At 58.0% G+C, this 19,093-nt stretch carries 21 protein-coding genes and 3 pseudogenes; 1 reads left to right on the forward strand and 23 read right to left on the reverse strand.

The window, feature by feature from the left end; translation table 11 throughout:
* Positions 1-14: 14 nt before the first annotated feature.
* The 12 genes and pseudogenes from ACSKB8_RS01365 to ACSKB8_RS01420 form a co-directional block, all read right to left on the reverse strand.
* Positions 15-1,339 (reverse strand): annotated as a pseudogene (locus ACSKB8_RS01365) (DUF3422 family protein).
* 1,234 nt (positions 1,340-2,573) lie between these two features.
* A complete protein-coding gene (locus ACSKB8_RS01370; protein WP_438101984.1) occupies positions 2,574-3,005 on the reverse strand; it encodes a hypothetical protein in 432 nt (143 codons plus the stop codon).
* Positions 3,006-3,971: 966 nt separating this feature from the next.
* Positions 3,972-4,379, reverse strand: coding sequence for a hypothetical protein (locus tag ACSKB8_RS01375; RefSeq protein WP_438101986.1), 408 nt, complete (start codon positions 4,377-4,379; stop codon positions 3,972-3,974).
* Positions 4,380-4,435: 56 nt separating this feature from the next.
* Positions 4,436-5,248: a class I SAM-dependent methyltransferase gene (locus ACSKB8_RS01380; protein WP_438101988.1), complete on the reverse strand. Its 813-nt coding sequence runs from the start codon at positions 5,246-5,248 to the stop codon at positions 4,436-4,438.
* Between the two features lie 155 nt (positions 5,249-5,403).
* Positions 5,404-5,700 carry a ferredoxin family protein gene (locus ACSKB8_RS01385; RefSeq protein ID WP_438101990.1) on the reverse strand — a complete coding sequence of 99 codons (297 nt, stop codon included), beginning with the start codon at positions 5,698-5,700 and terminating at the stop codon, positions 5,404-5,406.
* Between the two features lie 36 nt (positions 5,701-5,736).
* Entirely contained in the window at positions 5,737-7,044 is a 1,308-nt protein-coding gene (locus tag ACSKB8_RS01390) for an FAD-dependent oxidoreductase (RefSeq protein ID WP_438101991.1), read from the reverse strand.
* Between the two features lie 12 nt (positions 7,045-7,056).
* Complete coding sequence (locus ACSKB8_RS01395; RefSeq protein ID WP_438101993.1) at positions 7,057-8,169, reverse strand: electron transfer flavoprotein subunit alpha/FixB family protein; 1,113 nt, start codon at positions 8,167-8,169, stop codon at positions 7,057-7,059.
* A gap of 236 nt (positions 8,170-8,405) precedes the next feature.
* Positions 8,406-8,489, reverse strand: a pseudogene (locus ACSKB8_RS01400) (nitrogen fixation protein FixA); the annotation flags it as partial.
* A 357-nt stretch (positions 8,490-8,846) separates the two neighbouring features.
* Positions 8,847-9,167, reverse strand: coding sequence for a nitrogenase stabilizing/protective protein NifW (gene nifW / locus ACSKB8_RS01405; RefSeq protein ID WP_438101995.1), 321 nt, complete (start codon positions 9,165-9,167; stop codon positions 8,847-8,849).
* Positions 9,168-9,304: 137 nt separating this feature from the next.
* Positions 9,305-10,480: a homocitrate synthase gene (gene nifV, locus ACSKB8_RS01410; RefSeq protein ID WP_438101997.1), complete on the reverse strand. Its 1,176-nt coding sequence runs from the start codon at positions 10,478-10,480 to the stop codon at positions 9,305-9,307.
* Between the two features lie 137 nt (positions 10,481-10,617).
* Positions 10,618-11,112, reverse strand: coding sequence for an iron response transcriptional regulator IrrA (irrA, locus tag ACSKB8_RS01415; protein ID WP_438101999.1), 495 nt, complete (start codon positions 11,110-11,112; stop codon positions 10,618-10,620).
* Positions 11,113-11,157: 45 nt separating this feature from the next.
* Positions 11,158-11,811 (reverse strand): nitrogen fixation protein NifQ, encoded by a 654-nt coding sequence (locus tag ACSKB8_RS01420; RefSeq protein WP_438110314.1) that lies wholly within the window; start codon positions 11,809-11,811, stop codon positions 11,158-11,160.
* Positions 11,812-12,542: 731 nt separating this feature from the next.
* Between ACSKB8_RS01420 and ACSKB8_RS01425 the strand changes: the two genes are divergently transcribed.
* A complete protein-coding gene (locus tag ACSKB8_RS01425; protein ID WP_438110316.1) occupies positions 12,543-12,956 on the forward strand; it encodes an ArsC/Spx/MgsR family protein in 414 nt (137 codons plus the stop codon).
* A gap of 126 nt (positions 12,957-13,082) precedes the next feature.
* Here the strand turns inward: ACSKB8_RS01425 and ACSKB8_RS01430 are convergent, their stop codons facing one another.
* The 11 genes and pseudogenes from ACSKB8_RS01430 to nifB form a co-directional block, all read right to left on the reverse strand.
* Positions 13,083-13,433, reverse strand: coding sequence for a (2Fe-2S) ferredoxin domain-containing protein (locus ACSKB8_RS01430; protein ID WP_438102001.1), 351 nt, complete (start codon positions 13,431-13,433; stop codon positions 13,083-13,085).
* Between the two features lie 191 nt (positions 13,434-13,624).
* On the reverse strand, positions 13,625-13,879 hold the full coding sequence (locus ACSKB8_RS01435) for a BolA/IbaG family iron-sulfur metabolism protein (RefSeq protein ID WP_438102003.1): 255 nt from the start codon (positions 13,877-13,879) through the stop codon (positions 13,625-13,627).
* A gap of 60 nt (positions 13,880-13,939) precedes the next feature.
* Entirely contained in the window at positions 13,940-14,086 is a 147-nt protein-coding gene (locus ACSKB8_RS01440) for a DegT/DnrJ/EryC1/StrS family aminotransferase (protein ID WP_438110318.1), read from the reverse strand.
* 95 nt (positions 14,087-14,181) lie between these two features.
* Positions 14,182-14,451 (reverse strand): DUF6129 family protein, encoded by a 270-nt coding sequence (locus ACSKB8_RS01445; RefSeq protein ID WP_438102004.1) that lies wholly within the window; start codon positions 14,449-14,451, stop codon positions 14,182-14,184.
* A gap of 11 nt (positions 14,452-14,462) precedes the next feature.
* Positions 14,463-14,816, reverse strand: coding sequence for a DUF3024 domain-containing protein (locus ACSKB8_RS01450; RefSeq protein ID WP_438102006.1), 354 nt, complete (start codon positions 14,814-14,816; stop codon positions 14,463-14,465).
* Positions 14,813-15,067, reverse strand: coding sequence for a nitrogen fixation protein NifZ (locus ACSKB8_RS01455; protein ID WP_438102008.1), 255 nt, complete (start codon positions 15,065-15,067; stop codon positions 14,813-14,815). Before ACSKB8_RS01455 ends, ACSKB8_RS01450 begins: the two co-directional genes overlap by 4 nt.
* Before the next feature lie 6 nt (positions 15,068-15,073).
* Positions 15,074-15,386, reverse strand: a pseudogene (locus ACSKB8_RS01460) (nitrogen fixation protein NifZ).
* Complete coding sequence (locus ACSKB8_RS01465) at positions 15,383-16,156, reverse strand: 4Fe4S-binding leucine-rich repeat protein (protein WP_438102010.1); 774 nt, start codon at positions 16,154-16,156, stop codon at positions 15,383-15,385. Before ACSKB8_RS01465 ends, ACSKB8_RS01460 begins: the two are co-directional and overlap by 4 nt.
* Entirely contained in the window at positions 16,149-16,679 is a 531-nt protein-coding gene (locus ACSKB8_RS01470) for a hypothetical protein (protein ID WP_438102011.1), read from the reverse strand. Before ACSKB8_RS01470 ends, ACSKB8_RS01465 begins: the two co-directional genes overlap by 8 nt.
* 334 nt (positions 16,680-17,013) lie before the next feature.
* A complete protein-coding gene (locus ACSKB8_RS01475) occupies positions 17,014-17,238 on the reverse strand; it encodes a 4Fe-4S binding protein (RefSeq protein WP_438102013.1) in 225 nt (74 codons plus the stop codon).
* Between the two features lie 13 nt (positions 17,239-17,251).
* Positions 17,252-18,790 carry a nitrogenase cofactor biosynthesis protein NifB gene (gene nifB / locus ACSKB8_RS01480; protein WP_438102015.1) on the reverse strand — a complete coding sequence of 513 codons (1,539 nt, stop codon included), beginning with the start codon at positions 18,788-18,790 and terminating at the stop codon, positions 17,252-17,254.
* Positions 18,791-19,093: the final 303 nt, after the last annotated feature.

Genomic DNA, 19,093 nt, shown 5'->3' on the forward strand with positions numbered 1-19,093 from the left:
TGTCTCAAGAAACCCTACTCGCCAGCCCTGGACGACGCCTCGTCTGGCTTAAGGTGCCGTTTGCGAATATTGTAACTGATCAGCCAGATCACGCCGACGGCGATCGGGACGAAAGCCGCCGTTACGGACGCAGGCTCTACGTGCAGTCCGACATCCTGCGCGCCTTTGGCAAGATAGGCAAATAGGCTGACCACATAATATCCGATGGCCCCGACTGACAATCCCTCGACTGTGGACTGCAGGCGAAGCTGTTGCCTCGTTCGTTCGTTGATCGAGCGCAACAGGTCGCGATTCTGTTGCTCGATTTCAACGTCTACACGTGTTCGCAATAGATCCGCAGCGCGTGCCAGCTTATCCGATAGATTTGCTTGACGCTCCTCCATCGTTGCACAAGTTCGTATCGCAGGCGCCATTCGGCGCGCCAGGAAGGACGACCAAGTCGGATAATCTGCGATGCCGTCGCCTTCAACGATCGACAATCGCGATTGCACTAGCTCATTGTATGCTCTGCTGGCACCGAAACGGAACAAACTTCCGGCCACGTCTCTTTCAAAAGAGACTGCCAGCTCTGTCAGTTCTTCAAGGAGATGGTTGCTGACCTTTAGCCCTTGTGCGCCCTGCATCTCCTCGAGCACCTCGACGAGACGGCGATCTATTCGATCGACCGGTGGCGCAAGCTCCAACGCGGTCGATAGACCAAGCAGCGCCAGGGATCGGTAGGTCTCGATTTCTAACAAACGCTGCACCAGCGCACCGAGATCGTGTGGCGTCAATCCGCGATCGTGGACCAGAATTCTCGTGAAACCCTTATCGTCAGCGCGAAAGTCGGAGGCCACAACACCCGCCCCGCCTTTGACGTTGACCATCGCCAGGCTGCTTTCATCAAAGATCTCCTCGGCCCGCTCGGCCGGACAAGTGCCCCGCTCTACCTCTAACTTGATCGCGGCGAGCAATTCTCCAGTCTGCGGTAGTGCACGGATGAGTGAATGCGCGGAGTTATGGACGTCGCCGAATTGACGAGCGGCTGGACTGTTCGTGGTTCTCCAGATCCAAGTGAAGGTTGCAAATTCCGAATGCTGCTCCCAGCGTAGCACCACCGGCCCGAGCCCGATCTGATGATGCTTCGCGGATGGACCGGGCGGGGTTACCTTGTGCGCCGACAGAAGTCTATAAACCGACGGCGATCGTTTGTCGCATCGTCGCCCTTCGCAAGGAATACAAAACGCACCATGCCGAGGGACGAAACTATGCCGGTAAACGGTCGCGCATGCACTTCGCCAAGGACAGCTTCCCGCTCGGGGTGCAGTTTGAATAATGCCAAATCCATTTGATCGCCCATCGAGGCCTCCCGAGCCAGCAACACTCGCATCACTGCGAGCGGCATGGTCGGCGCCGCCAAGTCGGTGCGCCCGCCAGCAAGGAATCAATGTCGGATCGACGGCCGTCTCGCAAACGAGACCTTGCGCGAGCCAGATCGCCCGCCGATTGTCCTCGAACGAGGTCATCGAGGCTTCTGCTGAAGTTGTCGGGACGATGCGCCTTGCGTCCTCCAGGCTTTTGGGCAAATTGCCACCATGTTTCACCAGCAGTGGAGACACATCCGCAGCGTCGCTTTACTACATCGAATTTCAAATGGGCCTCCGCTCCGTAAGCCTTGGGCGTCGCTTTTTTGTGCGGTGCAGGATTTGGGCCAGTGGGACGCAGGCACGCGTGTTGCCTTTCCGACAAATGTCAGTTCTCGCGACAACTTGGTCACTGCTTGACATCGGCACCTATGGTCGGACATCAGACGCACGACATCGAGCAGAACGGTCTGTACGATTATTACCCAGCCACGTGGTCTCGAACCGGCTCATCAAGTCCTGGCATAGCTGCGCTTCATCGGATGATTAATCACGCATCGCGGATTGTGCGCCCCAGAGAGCTCGGTCAGCTAATCGCCGACGATTCCGCCCTGCAATCTCTTGCTTCGATCTCAGCTTGTTCGAGGCGCAGGAGCGAGTAACGATTACACCGCACACCGAGACAAGCCCCCAGGCCGCGGAAGCTTTCCTGTTGACGAACTGAGACTGATCGGCCGCGCCAAGGGGCGTCACGTTCCTAGAAGGCACGGCTCGTGCGTTTCGAGCTGCACTCGAACGAACTGGGGAATGCGATCGTCGATGGCCCACACACGGTCATGGCCATTTTGATGTCTAAAAGACGCGTGCAATATCGGCGCTTTGCAGCGGAGCTGGCCTTACATTCGCCTCCCATATGCCGCGCACAGAACGCCCCCGGGTCGATAGCTTGCTCGGGACTACTCAATTAGCGGGTCTCGCAACGACGGTAGATAGGCATCGCCTCCGGCGCATGCATAACTGACAGATCAATACCAGGAACATAGGTGTCGCACCACACCACTAAACCGCTGCGGCTTCCTTTCTAAGGGGGACGCATTTGTCGTGTGCCGCTTCTGCGCCGCAAAGCTTTGCGGCGACAGGTCAAGTTGATCAAGAGGACAAGGTCAGGAGCGTTTTGCCACCTGGAGCGCCGTTTCCACGCAGCACGGATGGCTTCAGTTGACGAACGACTCAGTCTGTAAACTCAAGCTTGAATTGACCAAAACCGGCTGGCTTTGCTTTGAAGTTGACCGTCTTGTCTGTGAGACACTCCAAGGTACCCAATGCGAATTTAAACGACGTCTTACCGTATGCCTCGACTCCAACTGCGTTGTCGTCTTCTAGGACAATGTTCCCCACGCCTTCCAAAAGCTGCTCGGCTGCAAAACCATGGGGCGAGCGGTGAAGACCGAAGGAAGCCAAAAGGTTTCCCTCCTCGTTTTCAAGTTCGACGACAGCGATTGCTGTCACTACGGCTTCTTTGAATACCCCATCAACGCCAGTGCACGTATATTGAAAGCTGACAACGTCGTGTTCATTGCGATCACCGACTGGATATCGAGTTGAAGCGACTATGGTGCAATCGTAGCGTCCGATTGTGCCAGCGAGCGTGGCTCCGCCCATCCCAATCAAGCCGAATGCGGAACATAGTATAGTAGCAAGGAAGGTTCGTGTCATCTTGGTTAGGTCTTCTGATACGCGTTTCTCGCATCCCATGTACAACTTGACGCAACGTCCGATTCAACCCTTTTCGGAAGGGATTCTCCTCCTCACGTTCGCGCGGTCACGACCGACGACTTACGTCAGGCACTTATCACTGTCGTGCCGACTATTTCGACACAGAATGGCTCAGAGACGAGAACTTTTCGAGAGCGGTGGCGCTTGCCGCCGGTTGAGATGCAGCTCGGCATACTGCTTGCTTCTTGAGGCACAAACCGCCAACTCCCGTCTAGTTGGATTCGCGCATCTCCGGGCCGGTATCAGGCCGCCGCTAGCCTCAGTTTCTTCGATCAATCAGCACGGAGGCAACGTGAAACACTGTATTCGGGCAGCCGCAGCCGCTGTCGCTTTGGCTCACAATCTCGGGCGCCTTGTCATTAGGGTTTACGACCACGAGACCAACGCCTACAACAGGATCAGCGTCTCCGTACGGGACGGCAGAGTGAGCGGATATGACTACATCAGCCATTGTTACGTCAGTGGCGAGTTAGCGAACGTCTACCACCATGGTGAGAGATCGCGTTTTAAGCTCACGCCGAACGGCTCCGGGGCGTACAGCGGCTTTGATCGGGACACGTCGTCCCGTTTCTCCGTGAAAGTTACGCGTCGTGACGCCCATCTTTTCGACTACAACGACGACTCGTACTTCGCATACAGCGTTTAATCGTCTCTGGCAGCATCTCTGATTTCACTGAACGCGAGCGAGGCGCCGCAGGCGCCATACTCAGAACTATATAGGCTTGTAAGCTAGCTGGTGACGGGGACCCCGTTGCAAAACGAACAAAACTCACAACGTTTGGATGCGACAACTGATAGTCGTTGCCGCAGAAGAGAACGGCATTGAGGCGGCAGCGGTCCTGGCGCCTTTGGTCAAAGGATAGCGCCCTGCGCCGCTGCTGAAACAGACGTCTGTCGGTCAGCGAGATGTTGGGTTTCGAACACTAGCGGAAAGCTACAGGCCACCAAGGCGTCGAAAGCACTACGCTCATCGCCAAACCGTCGCTCGAGATATAGACGCTCGGGCCCATTTGGCTGGGCCTTTAGCAAACGGCGATATCGATGGATCCGGTTACGGTGAGTGCGCAGGGCAGCAAATTCTTCGCTCATCATCCTTTTCACGCTTTCGTCTTTGCGTACTTGAATTTGTGCAACGCGCTGGTGAGCGGACGCTGACGAGCCTTTCGTAGCGCCTCCTTTGCTGCGGATTGCTGGCAGTGCGCCCGGCAACGGACGGTCCAGCAGCACTCCCAACGTCATGCACTGACGAACCATCATCATGCGTTCTCAAACCATCGTGAAGCCTCGTTTGAAATACCAAGCGACAGGCTGCACTTTCACCGCCTCCGTCCCCACGCTTGGAAGATACGCGGTAGCCCGACAGTCGTGTCAGGTCGATCAAGGAAGGCTTCGAGCTCAGACGTAATGGTCCCGATCTCCTCGATGCTGGTAAGTCCGAGCTGCATCAGCGCGTCGCGAAGAGCTGCGAAAGTCAGCAATGGAACGCGTTTGATGTCACCGTTGCGACCGTACGGCTGAACCACTGAAGAATGAACGTCAGAGAAGCCTGCCGCTTCGAGGAGGCCGACAAGGCTGCGGCCAATCAACGGATCTCCGCCGCGCCGACGCACGGCTTCAATGAAGAGCTCGCCTTTGCGACGAAATGCAGCCGACGCCGGATCGCAGAACTCGCCTTCGCAATCGATCTCCTGCACCACGACGATGCCCCCCGGGCTAAGTGCCTCGTATGCTCGTTTGAGCGCATCGGCAGGATTGGCGAGATGGGTAAGAACGAACCGCACGCTCACCAGGGATACCCCGCTCTCCGGCCAATGATGCGTGATGTTTGCGCAGCGGAATTCCACATTTGGGACACCGCGTCGCTTGGCCTCTGCTCGCGCCAGGAGGATCTTGTCTTCGTCGAAATCCAGACCGATGACTCGACCGGCATTACCAACCCTCTTTGCCAGATCGAACGTGACATCGCCACCGCCGCACCCTGCATCGATGGCCATGCGCCCCTCGAGCGGTTCCGATTGATCGAGCAGCAAGCGTGTCGGCTCGGCCAGCACGCGGGCGAGTACTGCAAGACGTGCCCGCCCCTCTTCTCCACCCTTTAAAACGTAGGAGGGGAGATGTTCGGCCCTCATCGAAATCCTCCGCGATGCTCGAAATAGGTCTGCTCTGATCGCACGCCGAGAGCCTGCTTTCGCCCGAAAGCTCGTCATCCTCGGACAGTTTCACGGCCCCCTGGGGCCCTCGATCGGAACTTGATAACTGCTGAATCTCGCCGTTCATTTTTGTCTTAGCCGAATTTGAACAGCACGCCGTAACCGCCTCGAGGATAGCTCCATTCAATGTCGCCGCCCTCCTCGCAAATTATTCGGCAAGTACCGCATTCGATGCAGCCATCGACGGTTGCCTCAACCTGGCCATGTTCGTTGAGCTCATAGCAACGCGCTGGGCAGGCCTTGAGCATTGATAAAAGCTGCGGCGATGGCTTGGCATGGGGACGCACCTTGATATGGGGGCGGCCCGTATCGACGAGATAGCGATTATTGAATAGCTTGTCCTCGACGCGCGTGGATAGCTCGATCGACATAGTTCAGTCTCCGTCTTTGACGTCGCGGTCTTCCATTCACCGCCATGCGCGCACGAGGCGAAAGGCGTCGCCAAACAGGCCGCTCCGCGAGCGCGCGTTTGTAAACGACTTGAGTGCGAGCTTCTCCTTGTCGATCTTAGGCGTGCCATCGACGCGCAGAAAGTTCTGCATAGCCTTGGATACGAGCTGCGGATAGGTCAGGAAGAAGTTTTGCGAGCGGGTGTGCATCAGCGCCGGCATATCCTTGTACTTCCTTAGATCCTTTATCACGAAGGATTCATCGAGCATCTTCTTGTACAGCGCGAGGTTCTGCGGGATCAGCGGTTGATTCCGCGACTTGATCTTAAGAATCGCTTCCGCTGCAATCCGGCCCGAGGTCATCGCGAGGTTTGATCCTTCGCGATGAATTGTGTTGTTTAGCTGAGCGGCGTCGCCGACCACTACCCAGCCCTTGCCGTAGAGTTGCGGTATCGCCTTGAACCCTCCCTCTGGAATGAGATGGGCGGAGTATTCCTTCACCTCGGAGCTTTCTATCAGTGGGGCGACCGAAGGATGACGCTTGAAACGATCAAGCAAGTCATAAGGCGCCTCGCCGGTCCGCTGGAAATCGGCGACCAGGCAGCCGATGCCCAGCGAGATGCATTCCTTGTTGGCATAGATAAAGCCCATGCCGGTCATCCCGCGAGAAATGGTACCTACGGCCTCGATCACGACGCCTTCGTCACCCCTAAGATTGAAACGCGCCTCAATAGTCTCGCGCGGCAGGAAGTGCATTTCCTTGACTGCGAGCGCAACCTTCTCGGGCTTCGGCCGCTCACGCAGGCCAGCTCGCGTACCGAGCATGCCATTCACGCCCTCCGCCAGTACGACGACGTCGCCGTGGATTTCCCCATCGCGGCGATCGGTCTTCACGCCGATGACCTTGCCGGAGGCGTCTCGCGCGAGGTCGGTGACCGTCGTTTCGCATAATACCGTGGCGCCGGCCTCGCGAACCTTGTGCGAAAACCATTTGTCGAATTGGGCTCGGATGATGGTGTAACGGTTCGGCTTCTCCTCGTTAAAATCCTCGGACCGGTAATGCAAGCCGGTGTGCGAACGATCATCCATCATCCAGAAGCGCTGCTCGACCAAGTGTCGCTCAAGCGGAGCGTCCTCACGGAAATCGGGGATCAGCTTTTCGAGCATGTCAGCGTAGAGGATCGCTCCCTGCACATTCTTCGAGCCCGAATACTCACCGCGTTCGAGCTGCAGCACCTTCATGCCACCCTCGGCCATGGTGAGCGCGGCCGCATTGCCGGCCATGCCTGCGCCAACGACGATGGCATCGAATTTTTCCTCGATCATGGTCGTACTCCTTTAACCTGCTATCCGATCGCGGGAATACGGCGACAGCCGCTCGCGGAACGCAGCGATGAGGGGCGGCAAGAAATGAATGGCGTCGGTAACGATGCCTATATGAGCGAAGTCGAAGATTGGCGCGTTCTTATCGGTGTTGATAGCGACGATAAGATCGGCCCCCTCGACGCCGACTCGGTGCTGGATTGCTCCCGAAATGCCGGCGGCGATATAGAGTTTTGGTCGGATCGTCTTGCCCGTCTGGCCGATCTGACGATCGGAGGTGACCCAGCCCTTCTGCACCAGCGGCCGCGAACTGCCGTATTCGGCACCGAGCGCGGTCGCCAGTTGGTGTACCAGCTGAAAATTCTCGGGTGATCCGAGCCCAAGGCCGCCGGCGACGACGGCGTCTGCATAAGCGAGGTTGGATTTTGCTGAGTTGCGGTCGGGCAGGAAATCGAGAACTTTTGTAATGATGTCGTGTTCGACGAGACCGAGTGAGTGCGTGATAATGCGACCGACAGGGCGCGTGATGCGCTTTGGCATCGGCATCACACGTGGGCGGACGGTTGCCATCTGCGGGCGAAAGTTCAGCGTATAGATCGTGCAGAGTAAAGAGCCGCCGAAGGTCGGCCGCGTCGCGGCGAGCGATCCGTCGGCGTCGACGTCGAGCTCTGTGCAATCGGCAGTAAGTCCCGTGAGCAGCGTGGTTGCGACGGAGCCTGCGAGATCCCGGCCGAGCGTAGTGGCACCCAAGAGCAGGATCTCCGGCTTGTAGCCGTTGACGAGGTCAGTCAGAGCCTTCGTGTAGGACTCGTTGCGATAGTCGGCCAAAAGATTGTCTGGAACCATGTAAACGAGGTCAGCGCCGTAGCAGAAAGACTCGGAAGCCGCCTGCTGTGTCGCCTCGCCTTCTGGTCCGATGATCACTGCCGCGAGATCCACCTTGAGCTTATCGGCAAGCCTACGGCCGGCCCCCATGAGTTCCCACGACACGGGGTGCACAATTCCGCGTTCCTGTTCGATAAAGACCCAGACGTGCTTGTAGGCCTTAAAGCGCTCAGGCAACTCCTTCTTGGTCGCGGCGCGTCCAGAAGCAGCGGCCGGAGCGCGGCTTTTAGAGGTGGTGCTCATGGTATTGGTTTTCCTTGCTGTACGAGCCACGCGCCAACGCCGCGAAATCGGCTTTCGAGTTCGTCTGGCCCGCGAGGATCACCCCTTTAAGCGCCGCGGCCGGGTTGCTCGCCGAACTTCGATTAGAAATATCCCACTGCGTGACCCAGGCCCGAATAGGCGCTCGGCATAGACGCCGAGCGGCGGAGGCCGCATTCCAGGAGTGCAAACGGGTCGTCGAGGTTGGCCCTCTCAGTCTGTGGTATGATCGTCTTCTTCACAGGGTGCACTCGCATCTGCGCGGAAACAGGGACTTGCTTAGTGCAGACTACGATGTGCATGCGCTTCTCCAAGGCTTCGCTGCGAATAGAGACAGCAAGTGTCGTACCAACTGGGCACACAATCGAATTCGGTGTTAATATAGAGACTTACAAGATCCGCGGCGTGCCCTTCTTCCGTCAGAGGCCCGAGGCCTGACAAAGATAGGCGGACGACGCGTCGGAAACCGAACAGAGGCACTGGAGCCGTTCTGATGCTCGTCGCAGGCGAACATCGCCACGACCAGGAGTGTTAGCATGATGTCGCAAACCGAACGTTCGCCTCAAGAGCTTTCAAGCAAATCCGGGCTCCCGCACCCTGTGCCTCCCAGGACGAGCAGCGAATGGAAGCGAGGTGAGGTGACGTAAAGTACTGTCACTTCAACCTTTCAGTTGCACGAAGGGTCCTTTCTTCGGCTGTGGCGCGACAGCTTCCTTGAGAACTTTGAAAACGCGTTGATCGATTGGAGAGGAAGTCACGAAGTCGGCGTAGGCCCGTTCCAGCACCGCCTTACACCGTTCCGCGACTTCCGCATCGTTTTCTGCAGTCAAGTCTTCGCCTGCGAGATACTGCCCCATGCGCCGCAGAATATGGAGCCGCGCCACATTCACGATTTTAGGATCGTACTTGACACCCAGCAGTTCAAAAAACTCTTCGGCCGCAGCGGCCTTGCTCAATTGAAAAAGGATTCCGCTAGCCATCGTTTCCCTCCGCGCCTCTAGCGTTGTGCAGTGCTGGGTACGGCCAGCACGCGGGTCATCAAGGCGCCAACATCCTGGCGTGCTGACTTAACCACCTGTTCAAGGACCGAGATGACGCGATTCGTGACATGCCGGCCTTACGTTCCGTTAAGCAGCGAGCGCTCGCGGACCTCCCGCCAGATCGTCATCACAGTCTCGCGCGCAACCCCGCCCTTGTGCTCAATGGCATGCTTCCGGACGCGCGCAAGTATCGCCCTGCTTTCCTCCTTGGTGACCGAAAGCTGCAGTTCGGACAGCAACGCCGTGATAGCAGACAGCCCGGAGTGTTTACCTATCACAAAGCGGTTTGAGCGACCGAGCAGTCGTGGATCGAGTGCCTGATAGCTCCGCTGATCCTTCCGCAGACCATCGACATGAATGCCGGACTCGTGGGTAAAGACATGCTCGCCGACGATCGCCTTGTTGAGCGGAATGGCGCGGGCGGCGGCACCCGCGACGAGGGCCGCAACAGTCTCGAGCTCCGACAGCGCGACGCCCGTATCGCATCCATACAGCTGTTTGAGCGCGACGGCGACCTCTTCCAACGGCGCATTGCCAGCACGTTCACCGAGGCCGATCACGGTGACTGACGCGTGAGTTGCGCCGGCCTTGATTGCGGCGAGCGTGTTAGCGGTTGCGAGGCCCAGATCGTCGTGGCCGTGGAATTCGATCTCAAGATCGGTGGTTGCACATAACTCCGATACCAGCGCAAAGCTTGCATCTGGATCGAGTACGCTGAGCGTATCGGCGACACGAAAGCGCCGGGCGCCGGCACTTTTCGCCGCGGCAATTAGCTCGACTAGGAAGTCGACATCCGCACGCGAGGAGTCTTCGCCTCCAACTGCGACATCGAGCTCCCTGTCGCGAGCGTAGCCCACGACCCGCTTCAATTGCTCGAGCGCGGCGACCCGACCGGTACCGAGCTTGGCAGCTAGTTGCAGGTCAGAGGATGGGACGGAGACATTCACCATAGAGACGCCGGAATCGATTGCCGCGTCGACATCTGACGTTTTCAGCCTACACCAGCCGATGATTGTCGCTGCCAGGCCGGCTTCGACAATTGCGCGGATTGCGCTGACTTCTTCATGGCCCATCGCTGGCGTGCCGGCCTCGATCTCGGTGATCCCAGCCTTTGCGAGCACACGTGCAATGGATACCTTTTCCGCTGTTGTGAAGGCCACGCCGGGGGCCTGCTCACCGTCGCGCAACGTGGTGTCATTTAGGACTATCTGTCTTGTCTGCAACCAGCCAGACACAGTCGTTCCAAAGGCCATGCGCGGATCCCGTCTCCCCGCTCAATCGTGAGCAACGGCTGTGCCAGCGAAATGGATGACGCAGGCTCCTGAAATTGAAGTACTTATGGGCAGCAACCGGTTGGTCGCAAATACAACAATGTAGGAGACCTGACGCATCAGATGTCGGGGCGCCTACGGCGGATGTGGACGACGATGTCGAGCCGGGAAATCTCATAGCCCGGTAAGGCCGTCGGCGTCCGCGCGAACAGAAGCTTTTCGGGGATATCGATCAAGGTGCCTTCGCCGATGAGATAGAAATGCGGATGTATGCTGGTGTCGGTGTCAAAGAATGATTTTGAGCGGTTGGGCATGATTCGGCGTAATAAGCCAGCTTCCGTGAACTGGCTTAGCGTGTTGTATACGGTCGCAATCGCGACTTCGATGTGGGCTTCGATCGCCTCGTTGAAGAGCATTTCGGTTGTGACGTGGCGCTTGCCCCTTGCGAAGAGTAACTGAGCCAGCAGTACGCGCCGGCGCGTCTGCCGCATGCCCGCCGCACGCAGTCGGTGCATACACGGTTTCGCTGAATTTTCGGTGCAATGCGATCGCGCAAGTTCAGGCTGCGCAGCCTCCGGGGCTCCTGCGAGTTTGTTGGCGGAGCGCCCGTCCATAATCTTCACTCAGCCTTGTGAATTGCTGGCGGCACCGACATGCCTTCATCTCCGCGCAGCTAGTCGCGGCGGCGCGGCCATCCGGCTCTCGCCGCCCTCCTCACCGAAACAGTGATTGAAATCATTGCATTGCGTACATACAGGCGTCGTGCACATGACCAAACCATCGTCCTCACACAATCTGCGATAGAAGAAACGCTTCCAGCGCATGTTCTTGGTATTTTGCGCTGCCAAGGGAGCAAAATGGCGGGCCAACAGGCGCGACAACTCGGGCCGCTCGCGCAATCCGAGATCTTCCCACAAATGATTCGGCTCCATCGCTCGCCGTGCGATCATGGCCGCCAACCAGCGGCTGATGTCGCCTTCCGTCGATCGCTGTGCAAGCAGAAGATCACGCACCATGATCTCCTCGTCGCTGGTCGAACCGGCATTCTCCATTGCAACGACGGTGGGAACGGGCGCCGATGAGAAACACTGCGCCAGCAATTCATTGAGATCCTCCGCGGTCAGGCCCGCTCGCTCGGGGAGCGGCCCGCCATCCATCACAGCGGCACAAAGGACGGAGGCGAGTACATGCCGGTCAAAATCTCGGTCGTCTCTTACGTCGGCATCCGCCGGATCGCAGCCAGTTAAAAGATTGTAGAGTTCAATTCCGGCCTGCCGTGTACCCGCAGGGAGGCCGCCTAACGGAGCTGACATCAAATCGATTGGCCTATGTTCTACAACCACGAACAACTCCAGCGCGTTAGGCTTTCAATTTCGATGCCGGCCTTTGCTCGCAAGGTCTCGGCAGAGGCGCCGGCATGCCCAGCGCTGCTGCAGCATCCAATTAGCAACTGGCGTGCCATTCGCGGCGCGTGCGTTAGGTGCTTGATCACGCTCAAAGAACTGTTGAAGTTCACGGCTGCCAGGCGCCCCGACCGATAACGGCCCCGTTAATAGCGGTCCTGTTAGAAGCAGGACAAAGCCGGTCGCGAAAGTGGAATTCTGCTGCGGATCCAACCGTCAACCGCGCGGAACAGAAATTGCTGGCCCTTGCCAAGCGGCGATATGAGGACAACCTCGACATACAGATCGCGTCTCGGGGCAACCAGAGCAGTTGACCAGCGGTGCGTCTCGTGATCGCTGAGCACGAGATCACGCACGGCATTGCAATAGGGAGCTCATGACAAGTTCAGCACCATCAACTCGCTCGCCCCATACGCCTGCTCGGCTCTCCTTACTGAAAAGCGGCGAGTTGGACCCAATCGGCAATTCGCCGGGAACCTGGAAGCTGTCTGCATTTTGATCGCCTAGACAAATCCGACGAGATGATCGCACCGACGGGAACAACAGCTGCGGTGATCAACCCAAACGCTCGACGCATCCGAAAAACGGATCGACACGGCGCCACTGATCCAGCTCAGCGCAATGGAATAGGGATTTTGGACATGGCTACTGTTCTGATTTGGGAGAAGCCTGGTTGCGGCACGAACGCGCGCCAGATTCGCGCGCTGGAGTCGGCGGGCCATCAGGTCATTGCAAAGAACTTGATGACCGAGCTCTGGACCGCGCCAACTCTGCTCTCTTTCTTTGGTGACTCGCCGGTTCGATCATGGTTCAATCCCGCCGCGCCGCGGGTGAAATCGGGTGCCGTTGACCCGGCGGCCATCAATGCAATCGACGCGATCGCCTTATTGCTTGAGGATCCGCTGCTGATCCGGCGTCCACTGATCGAGGCCATTAACCTGAAATGTGCCGGATTTGACCGGGAGCCGGTACTGTCACTCCTAGGCGCAAGCCCGAAGCGGGAGCTTCAGGGCTGCACGCGCACAGAGACGTCACCGCCTTGTAAGACCGAATGAAAGCAGCATTTCTGGGCAGCGGAAAGACGCGCAGCATCGTTCCAGCAGGCCGCCGCTGAAGTGCGAGGAGAGGGGTTTCCTCCCCGCGCCAACGCAGCGGCGTCCGTCTTTATACCACACGGGGCGCTAACTTCGCGTGAGCACGATCACGAGGCGGTCAACGCGGTGGCCATGCGTCAGATGCGAGTCAACAATCTCGTCAATGTCTTCCGGGGTACGCGGACGATACCAGACACCGTCAGGATAGACGACCATCAGTGGACCGGAGCTGCAGAAGCCGAGACAGCTGGTTGCAGTGAAACCGACATCGGTGAGGCCTCTCGTCTCGATCGCTTTGCCGAGCCGCTCCCACAACGGTCCACCGCCCGCCGTCCCACAGCTACCATGTGGATGGTCGGGTGGGCGTTCAGTGTGGCAGGCAAAAACGTGATGCCGGTAGAGCTGGGGGATTTCACACTCGTTCATGTTGCTGCTCATACTGCTGTTACCCTAATCCACCATCGTCAGACGTGTTAGGCTGACCTCTCTGGACATCTTGGGATCACTCTCGCAGCCGCCGAGAGTTTCTGTGTTAACGTAGAGCGGCAGGATAATCGGCCAGTTCGAAACACTTTTGATGTCGCCTCCAGCACTGACGTGTTTAATGCATTGATGAGTTAGGTCACCCATTAAGTCTTTCCTTGCAAGTGGCTCATTGGAACGGCGGTTTCGAGCACGAGCGGGTGGACCGTATCGGTTATCTTTCCCTTTAGCGCCTCATAGATCATCTGATGCTGTTCGATGCGACTCTTGCCGGCAAAGGCCTGCGACACGATTCGTACCCCACAATGGCGCCCGGTGCCTGCGAGCTTGGTCACAATCACATCTGCGTCCGGAAACGCTTCGCGGATCAACGTCTCAATCGCCGGTCCTTCCATCGCCATGGTCGTTCACTCCTGCTCTCGCACGGCTCCATGCAAGCTCCGAACCAACTTCAACGACCGTCATTCGACGAGATGGCCGATGGTGCCGGTCAGTACCGCAACGGCATGCTTGCGCGCGAGATAGGCGGCGAATTGCGCTTTCCATTTTACCGTGAACACGCCATCCGAGAGCGCTTGTGAGCGCAACACGCGATCGACTGCCGCGATTTCGGCCTGGGTAAATGACGACGGAGCCTTCGGGTCTCCTTGAACCCAACTCTTCGTCCGCCTCTATAGCGTAGCCGTAAGCTAGGCGTGGTCCGTCACGGCCCGGCCACCCTCTTGGCCAGAACAATCCCGGTCGCACGTCTCGGGTCGTCCGTGATCCGCACACAATGATCAGCGCTATCGAGCAAATGCAGGTCGAATTGCCTGATACTGCAGAAGGGTGTTTCGGTGAGGTCGGAGGAGTCGCAGCGGACCCAAGCCAGATGCGGGTATCTCTGTCGCAAAGCCGCGTAGGCTTGAGACACATCATCGAATGACTCGAGTTCCTGCTCGATACTTGCGATTTCAACTGCCGCCAAAGCCATCGATTGTCTCCTTACTGCCAGAACAGCCGTTCCGGATCGGCGTTCAAGAGATCGGTAACCGCTGCCAAGCGCCGGTGCGTCGAGTGCAGCTTCCAGACGCATTGCTTATGATCCTTTCGGAACACCTTCCACCAACCGCTTGCGCTGTCGTGGCGCAGCAGGGCCACCTCAATGATGCCGCCTTCGGTGTCGATGTTACGCGAGCAGCATGGGCTTTTGATCAAGTAGCCGCCGGCAACCAAGGTGATACTCGCTGAAACATACCGGTAGCGGTCTCTCGACTTCAGCGCACGCTCGATTCGCCTGCGATCGATGTCGTTAGGGTGCGCCGGTCGCCTTGGATTTACGCCTGAGCCGACGATCATGCGCCCTCTTCCTCGATCAGGCCGATTTCTCTTTCGAGGCAGCCGACGACCAATTTATTACGGAACTCGACCAGATAGATCGGCAGGTTCGCCTCGCTGCGCCGGAGAACTCGGACGATCTTGCCAATGTCGCGGAGACTGACCAGGACGCCTTGGGGTCGAGCATCGGAAAAGGACCCGTCATTGATCAGATCGAACATCGCCTTGACGCGCTGGCCCCGCTGATATTTTGGCGGTTTGGCTTCGATCATCGTGATTCAGCTCCCGCGCAAGAGCAGGTCTTCGGCCCCGTCGCGTGGTACGACCCGATCAAGTTCCTTACGCTTCATGCCGACTCTCGTTGCCGGATTCGATGAATTCGACTCCGTAGATGTAGAACTGCTGCAGGAAAGTGCCTATCGATACGACGTAGCCGACCTCGCCCTTCTTGGCCAGGATGTCGCCGATCTCCTTGCCAGCATAGGTCCCGTCATTGCGGATGGTACGATTGGCCCGCACCTTCTCGCCGAAGTCGAACGCGGGTGCAGCGATCAGCTCGACGAGGTCATTATCAGGAACACCACTGCTCATGCCGGTGCCCCCGGTCCTCGTCCTGGCTCGAGGACAAGTCGCGAGCGCGCGACGTCACGCACTAGGCTGTATGGGTCATCGATAAGGCCTATGAGTTCGGAGGGTGCGATCCGGCTCGCCACCTCGTGCCGGATGCGCCAGTCTTGGTCGTGGCGCAGAAGCGACAATAACTGCGGCGACAGTCGTTGGGCTATCGTCAGCCTCACCGACGCGTCGCGGTCGTCGACCATGCGAAGCAGCCATTCATCCGGGATCCGTCGCGCTACCACACGACGAACCTCGGCTTCCTCATCGTGGACCAATCCGCCGAGCAGCGATGGCGCGATCCGCCGCGCTACCACAAGGCGGACGTAATATTCTTTATCCGAAACGACCAGCAGTAGATCATCGCCTTCGATCCGAGTTGCGACCCACATCCTGACTTCATCACAAGGATCATTGCGTAGTTGCAGGGCGTAGCGTCCAGGCAGGCGGCGGACAGCGCTTGAACGTACGGTTTCATCGTCATCGGCGAGCAATGGAGGCAAAAGAAAGAGACTGGCGAATTTCGCCGCGGTCGCGCGCACCTCAAAATACGGGTGAGCTAGGTACGTGTCCGCGAGTTCTGGATTCCAGTCGAAGAAGCGATCGACCCGTTGAGTATAGCGGTCGTCCACGCAAGCGTGCTTTGGCTGACAGCGGCCAGAGGCCTTCAGATCGGCATGCGCGCAGCGCGCACAATCGACCTGTTTGTCCTGCCAATTTCGGGCCTCGTCGATGTCGTCACTCATCGTATTGCCCCATGCGTTGCAGCACATGCAGGAGGACCTTGGCACCAATCTTATCGCTGGGATCGAGCTCCAAGAGCTTTTGAATAGCTGTGCGCCCTTCCTCGGTTTCACCGAGGCGCATTTGTAAATAGGCATATCCTTTCAGAGAAAATAGAAAAAAGCGCGGCAGAATGCTTTCATATCGCCCGAACTCCGCGTCACCCGCTCGCACAAGGCGCCAGTCTGTCGAAAGACTATTCACCTCGGCCGCCTTGGTTATGCAGCGCTGAGCGACCTGCAGCGCCTCGGGAAGGCGCGCCTTGTAGAAATAAAAGCGAAAGAGGCCAATCAGCACCGCCGCGTGCCCTGGTGCGAGCGCCTCCGCCTGGCGCAAGTGGCTTTCGGCAATGTCATCGAGATGATAGAAAAGGCTCGCCTCCCAAAGGTGATGCTCAGCTTCGCTGGGCAACCCATGTCCGAGTAAGGTGCTGGTGAGAAGCGCATCATTGATTTCGGATTGTGGGCTGAACGGAGCATCTGGCATCGCTGGCAGCCTCCTCCAATCAATCGTTCGCGCAGGAGACTTTCCGGCGCTCTGATAATGCGGACCAGGTAGGCTTCAGCTTATCGGCGTCGACCGTCCCACCGCCGCGCAGCACAGCGGTCTCTTCCGGCCCATGAAGAGCCTGACGTGATCAGGCTCGGCCCCGGCGTCAAAGACGCGCGGCTCCTGAGCACGCGACAGGCAAGCCCGGAGCATCCGCTAGGGCTAATCGCAAGACAAGAGTCGCAGCCGGCGAGCCCATTGGAGTGGAGAATCATGCGGACCATTCGTCGTACAGCTTCTATAAGCCTGCGCTTCATATGCTGTCTCCTGCTCATGCGGGCACCTGGTAGCGCGCAAGCGTCGTGTCGATGACACAAGTGTTGTCGACTGGACAGACCGCCGCGCATTGCGGCTCATCGAAATGGCCGATGCATTCAGTACACTTTTTTGGATCAATCACGAACGTTCCGCCCTTCTCTGTGATCGCGACGTTCGGACATTCTGGCGCGCACGCGGAGCAGCCCGTGCACTGAGAGGCAATAATCTTGAATGGCATTGTTTCTCCTATCTCACGCCGCGGAGATTGGCGTGCGTCGGCAGATCGCAGGATCGCCGTGTTCTACATGTTTGATCGCGCCGCTGCTCACCCTGTTGAGATAGGCTTCGAACCAAGCGCTCGTCGACTTATCGATTGGCTCATGAGCGTATTGATCGACTGGCTCAACGCCGGCCCTAGTCAATTCGGCTTTAGGGCAGCCGCCGATCTTGGCGATGAATACCGCGTGGCAATCGTTGATGCTGCGGATGATGGTCCCGAGGCTTCCTTCCTCGGCATAGCCACCCTGGCAATACACATCGACGCGGCGATGGCCAACGAATTTGGCGCCGCCTGTGGAGAGCTCATATATCTGGAATTCCTTGGCATGACCAAAGTGCTCGTTGATCAGACCTGACCCCTTGGTCGCGACTGCCACCAGCACTTTAATGTCGTTACCGCTCTCTGCGCGTTTCGTAAGCTCCGCGCCCTCGGCAACAGTCTTAGCGGAACGCCCCTCCTCGATCTTGATCTGGTAGCCCTTCCGGCTCTCGACATCGTATTTGACATCCATCTGCATGATCTTCTCGGTGGTGAACTCCGCTCTGCGGTCTTCCCCGAGAAGGCCGACCGCGTCGGCGCGGCACTGACGGCAATGGCGCATCATCTGCATCTCACCCTCGCAGCTATCCTGCAGCGCCTTCAGTTCCCGTGTGGTCGGGCCACGCTGGCCATTCAGGCCGAACACGGTTCCGTGTTCGGGCGAGGAAATCAGCGGCACGATGTTGTGCAGGAAAGCACCGCGGGATTTCACGGCCTTGTTGACCTCGATGAGGTGCCGATCATTTATCCCGGGGATCATGACCGAGTTGATTTTGCAGAGGATTGCGCGCTCTGCGAGCATCTCAAGCCCTTGGAGCTGGCGATCGCTGAGAATTCTTGCGGCTTGGATGCCGGTGTAGCGTTTGTGCTTATAGAAGATCCAGGGATAGATCTTTGCGCCGATCTCGGGATCGACCATATTGATCGTAATCGTGACGTGCTCGACATTTAATTTTGTGATGGCGTCGATGTGATCGGGTAACGCCAGACCGTTCGTCGACAGACACAGCTTGAGATCGGGTGCTACTTCATGCACGAGCTCGATCGTCTTGAAGGTCTTTTCGGAGTTGGCGAGCGGATCGCCAGGACCGGCGATGCCGACCACGGTCATCTGCGGAATGGTAGAAGCAACCGCCATCACTTTCCTAGCGGCCTGCTCGGGCGTCAGCCTCTCGCTCACCACACCCGGACGCGATTCATTGGCACAATCATATTTGCGGTTGCAGTAATTGCACTGGATATTGCACGCTGGTGCGACCCCGACATGCATGCGCGCGTAGTGATGATGCGCTTGTTCACTGTAGCACGGGTGGTTTTTTACTTTCTCCCATGTCTCGGCCGGCAGATCGCCACGGCCCGCTCGCGAACCGCAACCAGCCGTGCCGCAGCCCTTTTGCCCGCCAAACAGTTGCCTGATCTCGCCGATCTCATGATCGCTGCTCGATGCTTCCTGTAGCGTTGGAGCATCCATATGCCCAGTTCTCCCTTCAGGCCTGAAACTCATGGTGTAGCCAGATCTTAGCAACCGGCATGCCATGGCACCGGCAGGCGCTTTTTTGTCGTCGTGTTCAAAGAGTTAGAAAACGCAGGGATAGAGGGTTGCCGAGGCATGTCGGAAAGCCGACATGCTTTGTGGCGACGGCGTGAGCAGAGATGTTGACAGACCCATCGCCTCATTCGTCTCTATTTTTCCTGGAGGGATGCCTCGCCAGGTGGCGGCCATGCAGTGACGACGATTCCTTGCGAACTGCCGAAAAGAATGATTGCGCGATGC

Origin of the sequence: Bradyrhizobium sp. BR 1432, assembly GCF_051547705.1 — a bacterium.
Lineage (GTDB): Bacteria > Pseudomonadota > Alphaproteobacteria > Rhizobiales > Xanthobacteraceae > Bradyrhizobium > Bradyrhizobium zhanjiangense.

Coding starts and splice junctions, on each gene's coding strand:
- nifV (WP_438101997.1), bottom strand. CDS start 10,480: ATGGCCTTTGGAACGACTGTGTCTGGCTGGTTGCAGACAAGACAGATA.
- ACSKB8_RS01475 (WP_438102013.1), bottom strand. CDS start 17,238: ATGCCATTCAAGATTATTGCCTCTCAGTGCACGGGCTGCTCCGCGTGC.
- ACSKB8_RS01375 (WP_438101986.1), bottom strand. CDS start 4,379: ATGATGATGGTTCGTCAGTGCATGACGTTGGGAGTGCTGCTGGACCGT.
- ACSKB8_RS01420 (WP_438110314.1), bottom strand. CDS start 11,811: ATGTCAGCTCCGTTAGGCGGCCTCCCTGCGGGTACACGGCAGGCCGGA.
- ACSKB8_RS01380 (WP_438101988.1), bottom strand. CDS start 5,248: ATGAGGGCCGAACATCTCCCCTCCTACGTTTTAAAGGGTGGAGAAGAG.
- irrA (WP_438101999.1), bottom strand. CDS start 11,112: ATGGACGGGCGCTCCGCCAACAAACTCGCAGGAGCCCCGGAGGCTGCG.
- ACSKB8_RS01470 (WP_438102011.1), bottom strand. CDS start 16,679: ATGCCAGATGCTCCGTTCAGCCCACAATCCGAAATCAATGATGCGCTT.
- nifB (WP_438102015.1), bottom strand. CDS start 18,790: ATGGATGCTCCAACGCTACAGGAAGCATCGAGCAGCGATCATGAGATC.
- ACSKB8_RS01445 (WP_438102004.1), bottom strand. CDS start 14,451: ATGGCTTTGGCGGCAGTTGAAATCGCAAGTATCGAGCAGGAACTCGAG.
- nifW (WP_438101995.1), bottom strand. CDS start 9,167: ATGGCTAGCGGAATCCTTTTTCAATTGAGCAAGGCCGCTGCGGCCGAA.
- ACSKB8_RS01455 (WP_438102008.1), bottom strand. CDS start 15,067: ATGATCGAAGCCAAACCGCCAAAATATCAGCGGGGCCAGCGCGTCAAG.
- ACSKB8_RS01385 (WP_438101990.1), bottom strand. CDS start 5,700: ATGTCGATCGAGCTATCCACGCGCGTCGAGGACAAGCTATTCAATAAT.
- ACSKB8_RS01450 (WP_438102006.1), bottom strand. CDS start 14,816: ATGATCGTCGGCTCAGGCGTAAATCCAAGGCGACCGGCGCACCCTAAC.
- ACSKB8_RS01425 (WP_438110316.1), top strand. CDS start 12,543: ATGGCTACTGTTCTGATTTGGGAGAAGCCTGGTTGCGGCACGAACGCG.
- ACSKB8_RS01370 (WP_438101984.1), bottom strand. CDS start 3,005: ATGGGCGGAGCCACGCTCGCTGGCACAATCGGACGCTACGATTGCACC.
- ACSKB8_RS01430 (WP_438102001.1), bottom strand. CDS start 13,433: ATGAGCAGCAACATGAACGAGTGTGAAATCCCCCAGCTCTACCGGCAT.
- ACSKB8_RS01395 (WP_438101993.1), bottom strand. CDS start 8,169: ATGAGCACCACCTCTAAAAGCCGCGCTCCGGCCGCTGCTTCTGGACGC.
- ACSKB8_RS01465 (WP_438102010.1), bottom strand. CDS start 16,156: ATGAGTGACGACATCGACGAGGCCCGAAATTGGCAGGACAAACAGGTC.
- ACSKB8_RS01435 (WP_438102003.1), bottom strand. CDS start 13,879: ATGGCGATGGAAGGACCGGCGATTGAGACGTTGATCCGCGAAGCGTTT.
- ACSKB8_RS01390 (WP_438101991.1), bottom strand. CDS start 7,044: ATGATCGAGGAAAAATTCGATGCCATCGTCGTTGGCGCAGGCATGGCC.